The 19332-nt window shown below is 63.5% G+C and carries 16 protein-coding genes; 8 read left to right on the top strand and 8 right to left on the bottom strand.

The window, feature by feature from the left end; translation table 11 throughout:
* Nucleotides 1–3 precede the first annotated feature (3 nt).
* On the bottom strand, nucleotides 4–594 hold the full coding sequence (locus HX613_RS15205; protein WP_235346088.1) for a TetR/AcrR family transcriptional regulator: 591 nt from the start codon (nucleotides 592–594) through the stop codon (nucleotides 4–6).
* A 160-nt stretch (nucleotides 595–754) separates the two neighbouring features.
* Between HX613_RS15205 and HX613_RS15200 the strand changes: the two genes are divergently transcribed.
* Both HX613_RS15200 and HX613_RS15195 read left to right on the top strand, forming a co-directional pair.
* On the top strand, nucleotides 755–1234 hold the full coding sequence (locus HX613_RS15200) for a hypothetical protein (RefSeq protein ID WP_235346087.1): 480 nt from the start codon (nucleotides 755–757) through the stop codon (nucleotides 1232–1234).
* Nucleotides 1235–1321: 87 nt separating this feature from the next.
* Nucleotides 1322–3445, top strand: a complete 2124-nt coding sequence (locus HX613_RS15195) for a RecQ family ATP-dependent DNA helicase (protein WP_235346086.1) — start codon at nucleotides 1322–1324, stop codon at nucleotides 3443–3445.
* Nucleotides 3446–3530: 85 nt separating this feature from the next.
* Here HX613_RS15195 and HX613_RS15190 read toward each other — a convergent pair whose 3' ends face one another.
* From HX613_RS15190 to HX613_RS15180, 3 genes are all read right to left on the bottom strand, one after another.
* On the bottom strand, nucleotides 3531–4292 hold the full coding sequence (locus HX613_RS15190) for a VOC family protein (protein WP_235346085.1): 762 nt from the start codon (nucleotides 4290–4292) through the stop codon (nucleotides 3531–3533).
* A gap of 74 nt (nucleotides 4293–4366) precedes the next feature.
* Nucleotides 4367–5140, bottom strand: a complete 774-nt coding sequence (locus HX613_RS15185) for an isocitrate lyase/PEP mutase family protein (protein WP_235346084.1) — start codon at nucleotides 5138–5140, stop codon at nucleotides 4367–4369.
* Between the two features lie 112 nt (nucleotides 5141–5252).
* Nucleotides 5253–6977: an amidase gene (locus HX613_RS15180; RefSeq protein ID WP_235346083.1), complete on the bottom strand. Its 1725-nt coding sequence runs from the start codon at nucleotides 6975–6977 to the stop codon at nucleotides 5253–5255.
* Between the two features lie 195 nt (nucleotides 6978–7172).
* Here HX613_RS15180 and mobA point away from each other — a divergent pair, with 195 nt between their 5' ends.
* Nucleotides 7173–7799, top strand: a complete 627-nt coding sequence (mobA, locus tag HX613_RS15175) for a molybdenum cofactor guanylyltransferase (RefSeq protein WP_235346082.1) — start codon at nucleotides 7173–7175, stop codon at nucleotides 7797–7799.
* A gap of 40 nt (nucleotides 7800–7839) precedes the next feature.
* Here mobA and HX613_RS15170 read toward each other — a convergent pair whose 3' ends face one another.
* Nucleotides 7840–9495: an APC family permease gene (locus HX613_RS15170; RefSeq protein ID WP_235346081.1), complete on the bottom strand. Its 1656-nt coding sequence runs from the start codon at nucleotides 9493–9495 to the stop codon at nucleotides 7840–7842.
* 561 nt (nucleotides 9496–10056) lie between these two features.
* On the opposite strand from HX613_RS15170, the gene HX613_RS15165 reads away from it, so the two are divergent.
* A complete protein-coding gene (locus HX613_RS15165) occupies nucleotides 10057–10746 on the top strand; it encodes a GntR family transcriptional regulator (RefSeq protein ID WP_235346080.1) in 690 nt (229 codons plus the stop codon).
* A gap of 7 nt (nucleotides 10747–10753) precedes the next feature.
* On the opposite strand, the gene ykgO is transcribed toward HX613_RS15165, so the two are convergent.
* Nucleotides 10754–10876, bottom strand: a complete 123-nt coding sequence (ykgO, locus tag HX613_RS15160) for a type B 50S ribosomal protein L36 (RefSeq protein ID WP_096162004.1) — start codon at nucleotides 10874–10876, stop codon at nucleotides 10754–10756.
* Between the two features lie 68 nt (nucleotides 10877–10944).
* Between ykgO and HX613_RS15155 the strand changes: the two genes are divergently transcribed.
* Complete coding sequence (locus HX613_RS15155; protein WP_235346079.1) at nucleotides 10945–12039, top strand: GTP-binding protein; 1095 nt, start codon at nucleotides 10945–10947, stop codon at nucleotides 12037–12039.
* 28 nt (nucleotides 12040–12067) lie between these two features.
* On the opposite strand, the gene HX613_RS15150 is transcribed toward HX613_RS15155, so the two are convergent.
* A complete protein-coding gene (locus HX613_RS15150) occupies nucleotides 12068–12481 on the bottom strand; it encodes a Fur family transcriptional regulator (RefSeq protein WP_235346078.1) in 414 nt (137 codons plus the stop codon).
* A 133-nt stretch (nucleotides 12482–12614) separates the two neighbouring features.
* Between HX613_RS15150 and HX613_RS15145 the strand changes: the two genes are divergently transcribed.
* Nucleotides 12615–13754, top strand: a complete 1140-nt coding sequence (locus HX613_RS15145; protein ID WP_235346077.1) for a CobW family GTP-binding protein — start codon at nucleotides 12615–12617, stop codon at nucleotides 13752–13754.
* A gap of 313 nt (nucleotides 13755–14067) precedes the next feature.
* The gene (locus HX613_RS15140; protein WP_235346076.1) at nucleotides 14068–17748 is read left to right on the top strand and encodes an efflux RND transporter permease subunit; all 3681 of its coding nucleotides are present in this window, start codon (nucleotides 14068–14070) and stop codon (nucleotides 17746–17748) included.
* 61 nt (nucleotides 17749–17809) lie between these two features.
* Here the strand turns inward: HX613_RS15140 and aztA are convergent, their stop codons facing one another.
* Nucleotides 17810–18442, bottom strand: a complete 633-nt coding sequence (gene aztA, locus HX613_RS15135) for a zinc ABC transporter ATP-binding protein AztA (protein WP_235344878.1) — start codon at nucleotides 18440–18442, stop codon at nucleotides 17810–17812.
* A gap of 29 nt (nucleotides 18443–18471) precedes the next feature.
* Between aztA and aztB the strand changes: the two genes are divergently transcribed.
* Nucleotides 18472–19323 (top strand): zinc ABC transporter permease AztB, encoded by an 852-nt coding sequence (gene aztB, locus HX613_RS15130; RefSeq protein WP_235344880.1) that lies wholly within the window; start codon nucleotides 18472–18474, stop codon nucleotides 19321–19323.
* Nucleotides 19324–19332: the final 9 nt, after the last annotated feature.

The raw sequence follows: 19332 nt of genomic DNA, 5'->3' as shown, positions 1-19332 counted from the left end.
GGCTCAGCTGCTTGGCTCGAGTACCTTCGCGATCAGCCACCTGAGCTGATCGAGCGCGGCATCGACGGTGACGCGCTCGGGAGTCACGATCGAGTGCAGAGCCAGCCCGTCGAGCATGGTGAATAGCGCAACGGAGGTGGAAGTCACCTCGGCGGGGTCGATATGCCCCTCCATGGCCAGGATCCCAAGCCAGCGATGCAGGCACTCATAGGTGAAGTCGTGGCCGTACTCGAGGAGCCTGCGGGTCACGGCCCGGCGTTCGGGTCCGAGGGCGCTGATATGCATCGTGAGCCACAGCTCGAGCTGCATATCGCGGTGCTCGTGGCTGGGCAGGAACTGCGCGCAGCACTCGAAGAGGCGATCGACCGGATCCAGGCCGGATTCGGAGATCGAGAAGTCCTTGACTGCGGTTTGCATGGAGCCGCGAGCGATGGCCTCGTGCAGGTCAGCCTGGGTGGGGAAGTAGTGACGCAGCGTCGAGGCACCGATCCCAGCCTCTTTGGCGACCGCCCGCACACTGAGGTTGGTCTGTCCGGGCGGAGCCTGCTCAGCCAGACGGATTGCCGCAGAGATGATGTCATCGCGTCGCGACATTCGTGCTCCTCTCGGCCTCGCGCATCATTGCTGTCTCCTGTATAGTACAACGTACTAGCACGCTGTGCCAGAAGGATGGGTTCCTGCGTCGAGATTGACCATGACCCTCGCGTGCGCCACATCGACAGAGACTCCGAACCAATGAAAATGGAGCCCCAGAATGATCGAAAGCATCCAGGAATTCGCCGGATCGATCCCCGACTGGCTGCAGTGGGCAGGCATCATCCTCGTCTCCGCGATCCCGTTCGTCGAGTCCTACTTCGGTGCCGTGATCGGCGTCGCGATCGGTCTGCACCCGGTCGTTGCGATCCTCATGGCCGTCATCGGCAACGTGGTGTCGATGCTCGCCTTCGTCTACGGTGCCGGAGCCATTCGCGATAAGGCGAGGAAGAACAGGGACAAGAGCGAAGAGCCCTCGCAGAAGCGCCAAAGACTCAAACGCATGTTCGACAAGTTCGGCGTCCCCGGGGTCTCTCTGCTGGGACAGACTCTGCTGCCGTCTCAGATCACCTCGATGGCGATGGTCGGATTCGGTGCCGATCGCAACGCCGTGGCATTCTGGCAGATCATCTCGATCATCCTGTGGGGCGTGCTCTTTGGCGTCCTCGCCACCTTGGGCATCGAACTCGCACTGCGCTGAGCGCTCGGCTCGGTCGCGCGAGCTCGCGCTGGGGTGATGGATCAGGGGCTGGGCGGCTGCGTCAGTGGCGACATCTAGACTGTGCCCATGACCGAATCCACCCCGACTGCACCGACCATCGACGCCGACGAATTCGCCGCTCAGGCTCAGCGCATCCTGGCCGAGCTCACTGCGAATCCCGAGGCCCAGTTCCGGGACGGCCAGCTCGAATCGATCCGCGATCTGGTCGTGGAGAAGAAGAGGGTCCTCGTGGTCCAGCGGACCGGGTGGGGCAAGTCGGCCGTGTACTTCGTGGCGACCAGAATGCTTCGGGCAGCTGGCACCGGTCCCAGCCTCATCATCTCCCCGCTGTTGGCCCTGATGCGCGACCAGATCGCGGCGGCGCAGCGCGCCGGGGTTCGCGCAGCCAGCCTCAACTCCTCCAACGTCACCGAATGGGACACCGTCCTCGATGACCTCAGGGCCGGCAACCTCGACGTTCTCCTCGTCTCGCCCGAACGGCTGAACAACCCGCAGTTCCGAGACGAGGTCCTGCCCCAACTCCTGGCTTTCCTCGGCCTCATCGTCGTCGACGAGGCGCACTGCATCTCCGACTGGGGCCATGATTTCCGCCCCGACTACCGGCGGATCGGACACATCCTGGCCGAACTGCCGGGCAACACCCCTGTCCTCGCCACAACAGCCACCGCCAACTCCCGGGTGGTCACCGATGTCGCCGAACAGCTCGGCCACGACACCACCGTCGTCCGCGGTGAACTCGCCCGTGACTCCCTCCGGCTCGGTGTCCAACCCGGACTCGACGCGAGCGCACGCATCGCATGGCTGTGTGCCCACCTCGGTGATTTCTCCGGTTCGGGAATCATCTACACGCTCACGGTCAGCGCGGCCGAAGACATCACCAGAATTCTGCGCGACCGGGGTCACGAGGTCCGTGCCTACACCGGCCGCACCGATGCTGAGGAGCGGGCCGAGCTTGAGCAGCAGCTCAAAGACAACCGGATCAAGGCGCTCGTGGCCACCTCCGCGCTGGGAATGGGATTCGACAAACCGGACCTCGGCTTCGTCATCCACGTCGGTGCGCCATCATCTGCCGTCGCCTATTACCAGCAGGTTGGCCGTGCCGGTCGTGCCACGGACTCCGCCGATGTCCTGCTCCTGCCCGGTGCTGAGGACCAGGAGATCTGGAACTACTTCGCCACAGCCTCGATGCCCAATCAGTCCGACGCGAACGCCGTGCTTCAGTCCCTCGCCGAGGCGGACGGCCCCCTGTCCGTGGCTCGCTTGGAGACGCTGGTCGGGACCAAACGCACCCGCCTGCAGCTGCTGCTGAAGACCCTCGAAGTCGAAGACGCGGTGACCAAGATCAAAGGCGGTTACATCTCGACTGGCCGAGGTTGGACCTACGACCAGGAACGATATGAGAAGGTCGCGGCCGTGCGCGCAGCTGAGGCGCAGGCGATGCTCGACTACGAGTCCACTGGCGAATGCCGAATGGAATTCCTCATTCGCCAACTTGATGACCCCGACCCCACACCCTGCGGACGCTGCGACAACTGCGCCGGAACCTGGTGGTCGGCCGAGATCTCGGACGAGAACAGGCAGGCAACGGCAGGAACTCTGCATCGCGTCGGCCTGCCCATCGACCCGCGCAGCACCTGGCCCAGCGGCATGGCCAACATCGGCGTCCCGCTCAAAGGCCGCATTCCCGCCGGAGAGTTGGCGGCCGAGGGCAGAGCCATCGCACGGCTCAGCGACTTGGGGCAGGGGCAGACCTTGAGATCATTCCTCGCACCGGACGCTCCCGATGCCGAAGTGCCCGCACAGATCGGCAAATGGTGCCTTGAGGTCCTGGCCCAATGGGACTGGGAGATCCGCCCTGAAGTCGTCATCTCGGTGCCAAGCGCGCGCAGGCCCACGACAGTGAGATCCTTGGCGGCGAATCTGGCCTCCGCAGGCCGACTCATCGACGGGGGAGAGCTGCTGCAGGTTCATGACCATGGCAGCCCCGAGGTCAACAGTGCCTTCCGGGTGAAGGATCTCTACGATGCGTTCGTCGTCCCGCCCGAGGTCGAAGAGGCGGTGGCCGGAAAGGCGGTGCTTCTCGTCGACGACGAGGTCGTCTCACGGTGGACGATGGCGATCGGGGCACGTCTGCTCAGGCAGGCGGGGGCGACTGCGGTGCTGCCGTTCGCACTCGCACTGCGTGCCTGAGGAAGATCATCAGCATCTATCTCGCACCCGATCTCACTGATGGGCTGGTCACCTATCCGGGAGCGCAGCTGAGAGAATCGATCGCTCACGGATTCTGCTGGAGCTGGAACGTCGCCCCTTCCGGATCGGTGACGGTGGCGATGCGGCCATACGGTGAATCTTCGGGCCCGGCGAGCACCTTGCCACCGAGTTCGGCCACCCTGGTTGCGGTGGCATCGGTGTCCTCGACGTTGATGTAGTCACGCCAGAAGGACACCTGGGTCCATTCGCTGGCGTCGCAGATGCCGGCCACAGCGTTCTCATCGGCGCCATGTGTCGAATACGGGAACCCCTCCATCGCCACGATATCGAAGGAGAAGACGGTGCGATAGAACTCCTGCGCGACGGGATAGTTGCGCGTCATGAGCTCGAACCACACCGGAGTCCCGGGAGTGAGCGGGGTGTCGAACCCGGTGAACTCGCCGGGCTGCCACATGCCCACACCGGCACCGGTGGGATCGGTGATGACAGCCATCTGTCCCAGCGGTCCGACGGACATCGGTTCGGCGATGGGGGCCGCACCAGCGGTGAGTGCTGCCGCATAGGTGTTCGCGATGTCGTTGGTGTGAAGGTAGGTCGTCCACATCGCCGGGATCATCGGGTTCGGAGTGCCGTCCATGTTCATGGCACGCATAGCGCCGCCGACAGCTGCTCCGTCCTTCGTGATCATGTTGTAGTGGCCGAAGTCAGGTCCCTGATCTTCGAACTTCCACCCGAAGATCTCGGAGTAGAACTTCGTCGTGGACTCGAAATCGTGGCAGGTGTAATCGATCCAGACTGGCTGTCCTTCACGGAGATTCTCAGGCATTGCGGCTCCTCATCATTGCGGTTGGCGATCTGCTCAGTGACTGTGGTCGATGGCCGCGGAATCAGCGGCTGTTGTCAGTGCCAGTTCCTGGTGAACTTGGCGAAGTAGTCATACATCGTGGCTTGCAGCAGAGGCCCGAAGGTCACGCGCTTCACCCCAAGGTCCTGCAGCTGAGAGAGGTCGAGTTCGTCGGGCACGCCACCCTTGACCGGGTGGGCGGTGACATTCAGCGGCAGTCTCACCTGCGACAGTATGGTTTTGAGAGTCTCGGTATTCGGCAGCCTGACAGGATAGACGGAATCCGCACCGGCCTCGGCGCACAGGTTGAGGCGTCGGACCACCTCGACGGTGGGGTCCTCGAAATCATCGGGATTCTTGAACACATCGGTGCGGGCATTGATGACCACGTGCACCCGTTGCGCGTCAGCGGCGCGACGCAGATCGCCGATGTACTCGGCGTGCTCCTCGGCGCTGCGCAGTCGTCCTTCGCTGTGGACGGTGTCCTCGATGTTGACGCCCACAGCGCCGGCCTCGAGGAGCCCTGCGATGAGATCCGGCGCCGCAGTGTCGTAGCCGGATTCCAGATCGGCGCTGACCGGCACATCCACGGAGCCGCACACGCGGGCGATCCCCGCCAGCGCCTGGCTGAGGCTCATGGTCTCGCCGTCCGCGGAGCCCACGGAGTCGGCGAGAGGATGGGAGCCGATGCTCAGGGCTTCGAAGCCGGCATTGACCATGGCCTGGGCTGACCAGGCGTCCCACACTGTCGGCAGGACGATCGGACGATCCTGATGATGGGCTTCGAGTAGAGCGGACGCGCGTTCGGCAAGAACAGAGAAATCGGTCATGTCCAATACTGTTCCACCGATTGCTGGCTACGATCCAGTAATCTGGCGAGTTCACCCGAAGGTTTCAGGCTTATTCACTCGATTGTGAATCGCCACCATCGCTCGCTCTCACTCACAGCCTGGGCGTCCGCGGCGGCTCCTCACGTCGACCACCGGTGGCTTCGAACGCCGCAGCGAGTTCGATGAGCTTCGAGTCATCCCAGCCGCGGCCTGAGATCGTCAACCCGATGGGAATCCCGGTGTCGGTCATTGTGCCCATGGGCACCGTCACCGAGGGGATGCCCAGATGCCGTGGCACCAGATTGCCGTTGGCGACCCAGGTGCCGTTGCGCCAGCCGAGATCCGCCGAAGCCTCGTTGACATCCATATCGGCCGGTCCCACATCGGCCATCGCCGGGTAGACGACCGCGTCGAGGCCGTTGACATCCATCCACTCTTCGAGGTCGATCCGCCGAGTCACCTCGAGGCCTCGGATGCCGTCTTCGAGATCGGGGATCTCCGTCACCGAGGTGAAGGGGCGATCCTTGGCCAGCTGCGGGTATTCGGCGATGTCATCGTCGAACCCGGTGTAGCGGTCCGGCAGGGCACCGTCCGGGTGGGGGAAGATCTTCGTTCCATCCACCTCGGCGAGGGAGGACAGCTTCGGATCACCGTTGGCGGCCAGGAAATCGTCCCAGGCCCACGCGGAGAGGTCGTTGATCTCCCGATCGAGGTAGTCGGTGCTGACGATGCCGCGCGTTCTGATCGTCGGAGCACCGGGGCGATCGCCCTCGTAGTTGCTGACGACTGGGAAATCGGTCTCGACGACCTCGGCACCGGCGGCCTCAAGATCGCGGCGGGCAGCCTCCCAGGCGGCGATCACCGAGGCTCGGGTTTCGACCCGCTGACCTGTGGGCCCGCCGATGCCGCCATCGGGGTTCGTCCCGGCCTCGGGGTCGGCATTGATGTACATCTTCGGGATGCCGAAGCGTCTGCCGGCCAGAGTCGAACGAGCCGCCTCGGCATCAGTTGGAAGCAGCGCGGCATAGGAATCGGGTCGGATGGCAGAAGCAGCGGGAATCTCGACCCAGGGCTGGACTCGCCAGAAGTCGCCACGAGTCTCGGTGTCGTCGGCGACGATGATGTCGAGGACCTCGCACAGGTCGGCCATCGACCGGGTGTGGGGGACGACGACGTCCATCGTGGGCACCAGAGACCAATTGCCGCGCACGGAGATGACTCCGCGAGAGGGGGTGTAGGCGATGAGTGCGTTGTGTGAGGCAGGGGCGCGTCCCGAGGACCAGGTCTCCTCGCCGAGACCGAAGGCGGCGAAGCTCGCGGTTGTCGCGGTACCGGAGCCGTTCGACGAGCCGGAGGCGAAGGCGCTGGTCAGCCACTGCGCGCTATAGGGGCTTTCGGCTCGGCCGTAGAGGCCACGCTGCATGCCGCCGTTGGCCATCGGGGGCATATTGGTCAGCCCCAAGCAGATGGCACCGGCGCCGCGGAGGCGTTCGACGGTGAAGGCATCCTTTTGCGCGATGAGTTCGGCGAACGCGGGGGAACCGGCGGCCACGCTCAGCCCGGTCACCATGTAGCTGTCCTTCGCGGTGTACGGGATCCCGTCGAGTGGTCCTCGCGTCTGGCCGTGGGCACGTCGTTCGTCGGAGGCGGCCGCCTCGGTGAGGGCATCCGGATTGGCCACGATCACAGAGTTCAACTTCGTGCCGGTGTCGGGCCGGTCGAAGGCGGCGATGCGAGCTTGGTAGGACTCGACGAGCCCCACCGAGGTGGCGGTTCCGTCCTCGAGTGCCTGTCGCAGTGAGGCGATGGATGCTTCGACAACATCGAACTTCGTCATTCTCGATTCCTCCGTGCAATTCCGGTGCGAACGGGCGCCTTCGCCGGGTCGACGATGCCCGGCTGGATGCAGCCCGCCATGAACTGGTGATGTCTCACAGTATTGCTCACCTGGACCGGAAATGTTGTGCGAATCCCGTTGCCGCTGAGGTCTTCGCGCGTTGGATCATGATGTCCTCGCGCGTAGGATCGGGGCATGTCGATCAGGGCGATCATACTCAGCGGAGGCCGCTCGAACCGTTTCGGCGGCGTCCACAAACCCGCGGTCGAGCTGGGTTGGACCACGGTGATCTCGCGGATCCTCAGCGCAGTTCGCACTGCTGATCCCGACGCCGAGGTGTGGGTGGCCGGACCATGTGATGGGCTGTCTGCGCGGGAACAGGAATCCGTGCATTCCGTCGTTGAGGAACCAGCCTTCGCCGGTCCTCTGGCTGGCATAGCAGCGGTATGCGCCGTGGTTCGAGACGCTTCTTCCGCAGCGCCTGCGGGTGTGACCCTCGTGCTGGCGGGGGACATGCCGCTGATCACTGCGGACCACCTCGGCGATCTGATCCAAGCCTGTCAACGGACAGGGACTCCGGCAACTGGGACCGATGACCGGGGGAAGACACAGTTCCTGTGTGCCGCATGGCCGACAGAGCTTCTGCTCTCGCGCCTGGACGCCATCGGCGATCCCACGAACGGCGCGGTGAAATGGCTGTTCTCCGGGCTCGAGCCCAGTCTCGTGGACGTGGAACCGGGCGTCGTTGCCGACTTCGACACTGCCGATGACCTCCACCGCATTCACACCCGCCTCGACGACGAAGCGGCCTCGAGGCAGTAAGCGTCGAAGCCGCCTCGACCGACGAGGCGGCCAAACGGGCTCAGTCGTCGACGCGCTGAGTCTGTTCGATGGCTTCGACCGACTCCTCTGGCGAGAGTCGGCAGCTGATGCCGACGTAGAAGACGACGACCGAGAAGATCACGGTGATGAGCTCACCCCAGATGAAGCCCATGATGTCGAGTCCACCGCCGTAATGGCCGATGAGACTGAGAACGACCAGGCCGACCATCCACAGGATCATCCACCAGCCGGAGCGCATCTTCAGGTCCGGCAGACGAGCCTTGTCCTTGGCGAAGATGTGGTGGAGGATCATGACGACGTAGCCGATGGCCACGGCCAAGAAGAGCTTCCAGTTCGTCTCCCAGCCTGTCCAGTACACGATGAGGTTGGCGCAGATGAAGCCGATGATGGGCAGCACGTCGTTGCCGGGCAGTTTGAATGGACGGTCCTGATCTGGCAGCTGACGGCGCAGCGCGGCGACGACCACCGGACCCGTGGCGAACGAGAGCACGGTGCCGGAGGTGATGAACCCGACGAGCTTCGCCCACGAGGGGAACGGCAGGAACATGATGCAGGAGACGATGAATACGACGAGGAGCGAGATCCAGGGAACACCGTGCTTGTTGAGCTTGGCCAGTGCGCGTGGCGCATTGCCGACCTTCGCCTGCGAATAGGACAGTCGCGGGGCGAGTGCAGTGTAGATCAGGCCTGTGTCGGCGGGGGAGACGATCGCATCACCGTAGAGGATGACGGCCAGCCACACGGCACCCAGCAGCAGGGAGATCTCGGCGAGAGGACCCGCGTCGTTGGTGAAGGCCAGGTTCTTCCATCCGCCGTCGAGGAGGTCCGAGGGCAGGGCACCGATGAAGGCCGCCTGCAGTGCGATGTAGATGACGCCGGTGACGAGGATCGACCCGATGACGGCGAAGGGAACGTTCTTCTGCGGGTTCGTCGTCTCACCGGCGAACTCGACGCCCTGGCGGAAGCCGAGGTAGGAGAAGACGATGCCGGCAGCGGGGAGAGCTGCGAAGATCGGTCCGATGCCGTTGGGCGCGAAGCCGCCGAACTGCTGGCTGACAAAGTGACCGGGGTTGAACGAGAGGGAGAAGAACACGACGATGACCAGCACGATGACCGCGAGCTTCCACCACACGAGGACGTTGTTGAACCGTGCGAAGAGCTGGACGCCGTAGAGATTGATGAAGCTGAAGACCAGCATCAGCGCAATGCTCACCACGATGCCGGGCCCGGTGAGCACGGCGACGTCATCGACGGTGTGCATCAGCCAGGGGAGGTAGCTCGATGCGTACTGGACGGCGGCCATGACCTCGATGGGGACAGTCGCTGCCACAGAGAGCCAGGTGATCCAGCCGCTGGTGAAACTTGCGAACGAGCCGAACGAGAAGTGAGGGAAGCGGATCACTCCGCCGGCAACAGGGAACATCACGCCGAGTTCGGCGTAGTTCAGCGCAACGAAGATCATCATGACGGCACCCAGCGCCCATGAGATGAGCGATGCGGGCCCCACCATCACCGAGGCGTTGAATGCTCCGAAGAGCCATCCGGATCCGATGATCGAACCGACGCCGGTGAACAGAAGACCGATCTTTCCGATGTCTCTCTTGAGTCCCTTATCGTGCCGGATCTCGACCTTCGTTGGTCGCCCGGCAGTGGGGGGATTGATTGTGGACATCATCGCCCTTTCGATTATGCTAACAGCTTTCAACTGTTGAAGTTTGCTCCTTTGGAATAGGTGATGTCAATCACTCCAACGGTGATTTCGGGTCATCGAGAGATCCCTTATATACCTCATGTGACCAGCGGTGATACTCAGGATTCTGTTGGGCATCGCCAGGTGACTTCGATTGGATCCAATGTCGAATCTGTCATTGGTCGAATCTCAAATGATGCCCGGATTCATAGAATGCCTACTTGTCGGATTGGATCCAATGTCGGTCGAAATTCCCAGCCGACAATTCTGTATTGTGGAGTGTCCTTGCTCGAAATGGCAGCAGATTGCAGTTTGATTGCAATCAGAAAGGCGTGTCCCCATCCGATGGCCATTGCGCGGCCCTTGGCCGTATTCTCACGGCCCTGGGCTCGTATTCTCACGTCCTGAGGGCGACTATGCTTCACGGCAGAGGGTGGATGCCTGAGGGGTAGGGGATCGCCCGAGGGGGCGTGTCCGAAGGCGGATGGCTATATGAGAGCGAATGCCCAAGGGCGAGCACCGCGATCGATGGGAGGGGGTCGAACTGTGGCACACGATCAGGCGGCCAGTGCCAGAATCGCGGCCGAGCTGAGGTCGCGGATCATTCAGGGAGTTCTCGTCCCCGGGACCAGGATCAGGCAGGAAGAAATCGCCGAGGAGTTCGGTGTGAGCAGGCTGCCGATCAGGGAGACCCTGCGAATCCTCGAATCCTCAGGGCTGGTCACTCTTGTGGCGTCGACCGGAGCGTGGGTGTCTGCCCTCGATCTTGACGAGTGCCGGGAGATCTATCTGATGCGCGAGCGGCTGGAGCCGCTGCTGCTGAGAATGGCGATGCCCTCGCACACGGCCGAGTCGTTCATCGAGTTCGAAGCCAGCGCCCAGCGGGTAGAAGCGGCGACCTCGCCCGGTGAGTTCCTGGAGTGCGATCATGACTTCCATCGAGCGCTGATGGCGGGCCCGACGACGATCAGGCTCCACGACACTGTCGACCACCTGTGGAATCTCACCCACTATTACCGCAGGCAGCTGCTTGCGCCGAACGCAGTCACCCGACGCTCCCGACGAGAGGACATCTTCGCCGAGCACCGCATGATCCTTCGGGCCGTCATCGACGGCGATGTCGAATCCGCCGAGGCGATGCTGGCGCTGCATATTCGCCACACCCGAAAGCTCGTCGAGCTCTACCCTGAGATCTTCACACACGGCAGTGCGGGCGGTCCCAGGCGTTCGCGCTGAGCTCGGATCAGCCCTGGCGTGCCTTGAATCGGGGATTGAGCTTGTTGATGACATAGACGCGGCCGCGTCTGCGCACGACCTGTGAACCCGGCTGCTTCTTGATCGAGCGCAGGGATCTGCGAACCTTCATGGCTGATCTCCTTAATGAGAATGAGTATTGTTAGACTTAACAATAGATACTTTGAGGGAAGGATGCCAATGCCAGAGTCAAGTGATGCCGATGTCAATGTGATTGCAGTGACTGGCGCATGTGCCCAGGAGAGGGCCAGCTGCGCCCGGAGCATAGCGAAGGTCCGGGGATTCGTCTTCGTCCCTGCCGAGCAGACGGGTCAAGGACTCGAAGCTGTCGACAGGGCAGTCGATCTGATGCGCAAGGCGATCCACGTTCCCGGCGTCGTCCTGGAATACCCACTGGAGGTGCCGGTGATGGAGGTCGTCGGCTCACTCACGGCTCCGGACGCGGGGACGACTCTCCTCGACCTCGTCTGCGTCCTCGACGTGGGATGTATGCTGGCTGATCTTGGCTCCGAGGAGTTCATCAGAGTCCCCCTGACGAGTGAAGCGAACGACGGAGGCGTCATCGCCTCGAAGGCTGAGCTGCTCGTTGCTCAGATCGAATTCGCCTCGACGATCGCAGTTGTCAACGGAGGGTCGCTCCAGCCGAAGGCGCTCGAGCGGGCTGCCTCGCTGCTCAGCCATCTAGCCCCAAGTGCTGAGCAGAGACTCGTCGCGAATCCCTGCAGCCGGCACGGTCTTGACGGTCTAGGCAGTCTAGGCGGTGGCGACGGTTTCGAAATGCTCGGTCGTGCAGGGAGGACCTACGCGCAGCGGCCGCCGGATGCCGGCTGGGTGGCGATCCTCAACCAAGAATTTCCATCGCAACGGCAATCCTGCGCGGTCGAAGCCATTCGGTACGAGCAGTATCGCCCCTTCCACCCAGGTCGCCTGCGTCACGCGCTGGAAGCATGCCTGTTTCAGGGGCACTGCGGACACATTCTGCGCTCGGCCGGATTTGCGCGATTGGCCACACGTCCGCACATCACCGCCCAGTGGGATCAGGTCGGCCGCATATTCACGCTGTCTCCATTGGCGCTCGACGACAGCCTCGGCGCCGAGGCTGAGCTCCTCGCGTTCGGTCAGGACCTGGCGTTCATCGGCACCGGACTCGACGAGCTCCGGCTGCGGCAGGTCCTCGACGAGGCCGCACTCAGCGATGCGGAGCTGGAGGCCGGGCCTATGGAGTGGGCGGGCTTTCCCGACGAATTTCCGGCGTGGAGCACAACGGCGACGTAAGTTCGACGATGCTGTCCGCCGACGACCGTTATCGGTTCTTGGCCAGGGCGGCGCACTCGGCGCAGAGACCGAAGATCTCGAACACATGTCGAGTGACTTCGAATCCATGTGATTGTGCCGTGGTGGTGATCCAGTCCTCGCTGGGTGGTTCCACCTCAACGGCCTTGCCGCAGTTTTCGCACACCAGGTGGTGGTGATGTTCGTCCTGGGCACAGGCGCGGAACAGCTGTTTCTCGGCAATGGTGATGGAGTCGGCGTGCCCGGAATCGCTCAGGGAGTTGAGCTGTCGGTAGACGGTGGCCAGCCCCACTGTATGGCCCTGATCCTCAAGCGTCCGATGGAGCTGTTGGGCGGAGACGAAGCGCTTCTCACTCTCGAGTGCGGAGCGGATCACGGCCTTCTGAGCCGTGCTGCGGGTCTTCTTGGGTTCTTCAGCCGTCATGTCCTTGTGCCTCCGACGCTGCAGCGCAGTTGGTCCTGTGAGCATATGCGCATACGTTGATATGTTTCGGTATTAATGAAAAACGTTACCATTAGCGGATGACGAGCGTCCCGATGGCAGATGTGGAGGAGATGTGAACAGGAAGCAGTCCGTTGGAGCCGTCCCGGTGATCCTCCTGACTGGCTACCTGGGGGCGGGTAAGACCAGTCTGCTCAATCACCTGCTGCGCCATCCCGATGCGCGCATCGGGGTCGTCGTCAATGACTTCGGCGACCTCAACATCGACGCGGGCCTCGTCGTCGGGCAGGTCGATGAGCCCTTCTCCATCTCGGGCGGGTGCATCTGCTGCCTTGATGATGACACTTCGCTCGAAGACGCACTCACCACTCTGGCGAAACCTCGGCTGCGTCTCGACGCCATCATCGTCGAAGCCAGCGGTTTCGCCGAACCGCTGACACTGGCCCGGATGGTCACCCGCATGGGTCACCACCGCTTCCACCTCGGCGGGGTCATCGACGTCGTCGACGCCACCATGCATGCCGCCACGGTCGACACCGAAACCGCACCGCCGATGCGCTACGCGGCGACGACCCTGGTGCTTGTCAACAAGCTCGATCAGCTCCCCGTCGCGCACCGGGACCCGGCTGTCGCTGCGATCCGGGAACGGGTCCATCAGCGCAATCCGCGACTCCTCGTCGTCGGCACCAGCTACGGCCGTCTCGACCCGGCGCTGATCTTCGACCCCGGTTCAGGGGCCGAACGAGGCGGCGATGGAACACGGTCGGGTGACAGTTCAACCGGGGATGAGAGCGCAGAACCCATCCAAGCTGAACTTCCGATCCGGGAACTCATCCGACAGGCCTACGCCGAGGCCGCTCAGGAAGGCCTCGACGGCGAAGGTGAGAGCGCCCCCGTCCACCATCACGCACAGTCGGTGACGATCACTGCCAGCGGGTGTGCCGACGCCGGCGCCGTGCTGGACTTCCTTGAGGATCTGCCGGCCGGGGTCTACCGGGTGAAGGGCTCGATTCTTGTCGACGACAGGGCCGGAAGCAGGCGCTATGAGCTCCAGGCGGTGGGCCCGAACGTCTATGTGTCGACGACGGCACCGCAGGAGGAGAGCTGGGACAGCGCGTTGGTCGTCATCGGCGAGTCCTTCGATGAAGCAGATGTCAGGGCGAAGCTGAAGGCCGCGTTGCGCAGCGACGGAGGCGCGAACGGAGGCGCGAACGGAGTGGAGCGACTCCGCCACTACGTACGCCTGCACAGCTGAGAGCAATTAGGCGCCGATCTGCGCCGAGATCCGTCACGCTCACGATTGTGGTGTTTCCGGAATCTAAGACGGAGGAAAACACCCGCGCCCGCAGACTGCTGCGCTCATATGATCGAATTATGACCGATCTCCCATGCCTCACTCAGCCTTTTGGGGGAGGAAGAAGACAACTTTCGGGGGACGCGTCGACCGGCCCGGCCTGAAAGACTGAACTCGTTCCACCCTCGCCCGGATCATCCCCGTCGACACCGTTCCACAAAGTCACCCGAACACCCATCCGCAGCTCCCGCATGCCCAAAACCCGGAGGAACCCGTGTCCCTGATCACCAGGATGAGTCTGAAGAACCGCCTCATCGTCGGCCTGCTCACCCTTGTGATCGCCGTTTTCGGCGTCATTGCGACCACCTCACTCAACCAGGAGACGATGCCCTCGGTCGAGCTGCCAGGCACCTCGGTGCAGGTCACGGTTCCGGGAGCCTCACCCGAGGTCGTCGAGGAATCGGTGACCAAACCGATCGAAACCGCGCTCGAAGGGGTCGGCGACCTCGAAACGGTGAGCACAACCTCCTCGGCGGGATCGATGTCGGCCAACGTCACCTGGCCCTTCGGCAAGGATGCCGAGGAGATGACGGACTCTGTGCGCTCCGCCGTCGACTCTGCGAAGGCAGACCTTCCCGACGGCGCGGAGGCGGAGGTGCTCTCCCAGCAGATCGACGACGTTCCGGTGGTCATGTTCGCCGTCTCCGGGGGAGAGGACTCGCAGAAGCTCGGCGATCTCGTTGAGACTGAACTCGTCCCCGAGCTCAAAGGCGTCGCGGGCGTCTCCAGCGTCGACGTGGCCGGGCAGAACGAGCAGCGAGTCAACATCAGCTTCCGTCCCGACGACGTCAACGATAAGAACGTCGTCACCACCTCGGTGCCGGACGAACTCACGGCCGCCGGAACCGTCGTCCCCGCAGGTCAGAGCGCTCAGGGGGACAAATCACTGTCCGTGGAGGTCGGTACCGAACTGGACGCAGTCAAGGAGATCGAGAAGACCCCGCTGCGCACCGCTGACGGTACGGTCCTGCTAGGCGACGTCGCCGATGTCGAACTCGATTCCGTGGATAAGACCTCGTACTCGCGCGCCGATGGCAAGGACGCCGTGACGGTGTCGGTGACCAAGGGCCAGGACGACAATGTCGTTGAGGTCTCTCACGGAGTCAATGAGGTCCTCGAGAGGATGGGACCCGAACTCGGCGACGACATTTCCTTCTCCACGATCTTCGACCAGGCTCCCGAGATCGAGAAGTCGATCCATGACCTGTCGGTCGAAGGCGGGCTGGGACTGTTCTTCGCGATCCTCGTGATCCTGGCCTTCCTCGGCTCCTTCCGGTCCACCGTGGTTGCCGCGATCTCGATCCCGATGTCACTGCTGATCGCGATGATCGGTCTCATGGTCGGCGAATACACCTTGAACATCTTGACCCTGGGAGCCCTGACCATCGCCGTCGGCCGTGTCGTCGACGACTCCATCGTCGTCATCGAGAACATCCGCAGACGGCAGGGTACGAGCGACCTGACGATCGATGACATCGTCGCCTCTGTCAAGCAGGTGGCCGGCGCCATCACGGCCTCGACCCTGACCACTGTGGCCGTGTTCCTGCCCATCGCCTTCGTCGACGGCATCGCCGGGCAGCTGTTCCGACCATTCTCCGTGACCGTGACACTGGCTCTGCTCGGCTCGCTCCTTGTCGCGCTGACAATCGTTCCGGTCTTCAGCTACTGGGTCCTGCGGAAGAGCCCGAAGCCCCTTTCCCCGAAGCGCCAGGCTGCCACCGACGCAAGCTATGAGGCGTGGGCCCGGAAACATCGGGAGAAGGGCATCAAGCGCGCAGAGAAACGACAGTCGAAGATCGACGGGAAGAATGCCAAACGCGACGCCAAGGGCAAGACGCTGCTCCCGGCGGCGACTGCCGATGCTCCGGTGACGCCGATGCCCGGCGATGGCGAGGCCTCGGACAGGGTCGACCGTCTGCAGCAGCGAAGCCTGCCAGCTATCCTGGCCGCACTTCGACACCCATGGCGCACGATCGTCATCTCCGTGGCGATCTTCGCCGTGACGATGATGATGGCCAGCTTCCTCAAGACCGACCTCCTCGGGGCCGCCGGGCAGAACTCTCTCTACATCGCGCAGACTCTGCCAGCCGGATCCTCGCTCGAGGCCAGTGATGAGGCGGCGAAGAAGATCGAAGACGTCCTCGCCTCCGACCCAGATGTCGACACCTACTCGACGACCGTCAACGGACCCGAAACCGGTTCCGAGAACTCCTTCAACATCACCCTGAAGGACGATTCCGAAGCGGAGATCGCAACGAACCGGCTGTCGAACCAGATCGACGGACTCGGCGACGATGTCGGCGAGATCGATCTCCAAGACGCCTCAGGCAGTGCGAATGAGGATGTGGAGATCAAACTCTCCGGCTCTGATCTGTCAGCGCTGGGCGAGGCAGCCGATTCCGTGACGAAGAAGATGAGTGAGACCGAGGGCGTGACGAACGCCCGCAATGACCTCGCCTCCGATCAGCCGATCATCCACGTCGATGTGAACCGGGAGAAGGCCGCGGACTACGGCTACAGCCAGGCCGAGGTGGGACAGGCCATTGCGGCAGCCCTGCACGGAAGTGAAGCCGGAACTCTGACGCTGGAGGGCAAGGAGCGAGATATCTTCCTCGCCCCGACCCACCCCGATGCGACTCCAGGCGAGATCCGAGCTTTGGAGCTTCCGGTCACCGAGGTGCAGACGCAGAACGCGCAGGAAGACGCGACCGATGCCGTCGAAGAGAAGACCGACCGCAGGGCCGAGGAAGCCAAGGCCAAGGCCGAAGAGGAATCAGCCGATCAGCTTGACTCGGCCCGGGAGGCCCGCGACAACGCCGCCGATCAGCTTGAAGAAGCACGGAAGGCCCTGCGAGATGCCCAGAATCCACCGCCGGCTCCGAGCCCCGGCGACATGGCCGCCGACCAAGTGGAACAGGCAGAAGAAGGCGTCGAACAGGCAGAGAAGGGCCTGAACGAGGCCAACGACGCCATCGACGACCTCGTCGACAGCCAGCGCGAGCAGGAGGAGAGCCAGGCCGAGGAACAGGACCTCGCCGACGAACAGGCGGCGATCCCCGACATCAAGGGCGACCCGATCACGGTCGATGAGATCGCCAGCGTCGACGAGACCGAAACCCCAGCCACCGTCACCCGGGAGGACGGAAACCGTCAGGTCACAGTGTTCGCCACCCCTGCCGAAGGACAGCTCAACCCAGTCTCCACCGAGGCACAGGAACTGACCTCGAGCATGGATCTGCCCGATGGTGTGAGCTTTGACGTCGGCGGTGCGAGCCAGGAGCAGGCCGACTCCTTCTCCCAGCTCGGATGGGCAATGCTCGTGGCGATCGCGCTGGTCTTCCTCGTCATGATCGCGACCTTCCGCAGCTTCGTCCAGCCGCTCATCCTGCTCGTGTCGATTCCCTTCGCCGCGACCGGTGCCGTGCTGCTGTTGCTGCTGACCGGCACACCGCTGGGCATCCCCTCGCTCATCGGCCTCCTCATGCTCATCGGCATCGTGGTGACCAACGCGATCGTGCTCATCGACCTCGTCAACAAGCTGCGCGAGCATGAGATGGGGCTGTGGGACGCGATCATCCACGGCACCCGGCTGCGCCTGCGGCCGATCCTGATGACTGCCGCTGCCACGGTCTTCGCCCTCGTGCCCATGTCATTGGGACTCACCGGCGGGGGAGTCTTCATCTCCCAGCCTCTGGCGATCGTCGTCATCGGCGGCCTGACCTCCTCGACCGTGCTGACCCTGATCCTCGTGCCCGCCCTCTACCTCCTCGTCGAACGGCGCAAGGAGCGCCGGGCGGAGCACCAGGAGGCCAAGGCCGCGGCCAAACATCGGGCCGACCAGGACAGGATCGATGCAGAGACCGCCGAGGTGGCCGCCCGTCCCGTAGATGAGTGAGGTTCCGTGCGGCGACGGTTCACCGGCGCGGGAGTTCTGGTGATCGAGTTCTGGTGAGTGCTCACCGAAACGCGAGCGCACCCTGGCACAGATGGACGACGTGGTCGGCCCGAGCTGCCTGGGTGCGCTCGTGCGTGGCCATGACGATCGTGGCGCCCCGGCTGCGCTCGGAGTCGATGGCCAAGGTGATGTCCTCGGACGCGCGAGCATCGATTCCGGCCAGAGGTTCGTCGAGGAGCAGCAGGTCCGCGCGTTGTGCCAGACCTTGAGCCACCAGGGCACGCTGACGCTGACCCCCGGAAAGTGAACCGAGGCGACGCGAGGCGAGGTCGTCGATGCGCAGCTGAGCGAGGCAGTCGTCGACGATCCGCTGATCATCACTGCCGAGGCGGGCGAAGAGGCCCAGTGCGCTCCATCTGCCCATGGCCACGACCTGTCTGACGGTAATCGGAAGGTGGTCGGGAGCAGAACTGCGCTGAGGCACGAAAGCCACATTGGACGGCAGGCCGGATATCGATCCGTGTGTCGGTCTGAGCAGGCCTGCCAGTGCCATGAGCACCGTTGACTTGCCTGAGCCGTTGGCGCCGACGAGTGCCGTGACTCGGCCCAGGGGAGCGGCCAGGGTGATCTGGTCAAGGGCGAGATGCGCACCATAGTGAGCGCTGAGGTTGGTGAGGGTGATCGGATTGTCCACACTCTAACAATAATGGTTATCATCATCGAATGGAATTCCTATTCGCGCCCTTCGAGGTGTCCTTCGTCCTCCGCGCCCTCATCGCCGGTGTGCTCGCCGCAGTGCTGTGCGGGTGCATCGGCACCTGGGTCGTCCTGCGCGGTCTGGCCTTCTTCGGGGACGCGATGTCGCACGGGATGCTGCCGGGAGTCGCAATCGCGGCGCTCCTCGGTGGTCACCTCATGATCGGCGCAGCGGCCAGTGCTCTGGTGATGGCGGCCGGGATCACCTGGGTGTCTCGCGAGTCGAAGCTGTCCCAGGATGTCGGCATCGGACTGCTCTTCGTCGGAATGCTGGCCGTCGGCGTGGTCATCGTGTCCCATTCCCAATCTTTCGCCGTCGACCTCACGGGCTTCCTCTTCGGTGACGTGCTCGGTGTCCGCGGTCAGGACCTGATCGTCCTCGCCGTCGCGGCCTGCCTCGGCGTACTGGCCTGCACGCTCCTGCACCGACCGTTCCTTGCGCTCGCCTTCGACGAGCGCAAGGCGGCAACCCTGGGCATGCGGCCCGGCTGGACCCATAGTGCGATGCTCATGCTCACGGCCCTGGCAGTCGTCGCATCGTTCCAGGTCGTCGGCACTCTCCTCGTCTTCGGGCTCCTCATCGGGCCCCCGGCCACGGCCTGCCTTCTCTTCGACCGCGTCGGGGTGATCATGGCGGCCGCCTCGGTGATCGGTGCGAGCGCGTGCTTCTTGGGGCTGCTTGTTAGCTGGTATGCCCAGACATCTGCCGGCGCGACCATTGCGCTGCTCACCGTCCTCGTCTTCTTCGTGGTGCTCGTCGCGAGGAGGGTGAGAAGTGCGCTACGATACTCTCAATACAATGAGAACCATTATCAATAGAAAGATCTC

The sequence above is a fragment of the Brevibacterium sp. UCMA 11754 genome (assembly GCF_021532275.1).
GTDB lineage: Bacteria > Actinomycetota > Actinomycetes > Actinomycetales > Brevibacteriaceae > Brevibacterium.
This window is presented reverse-complemented; position numbering and strand designations above follow the sequence as displayed.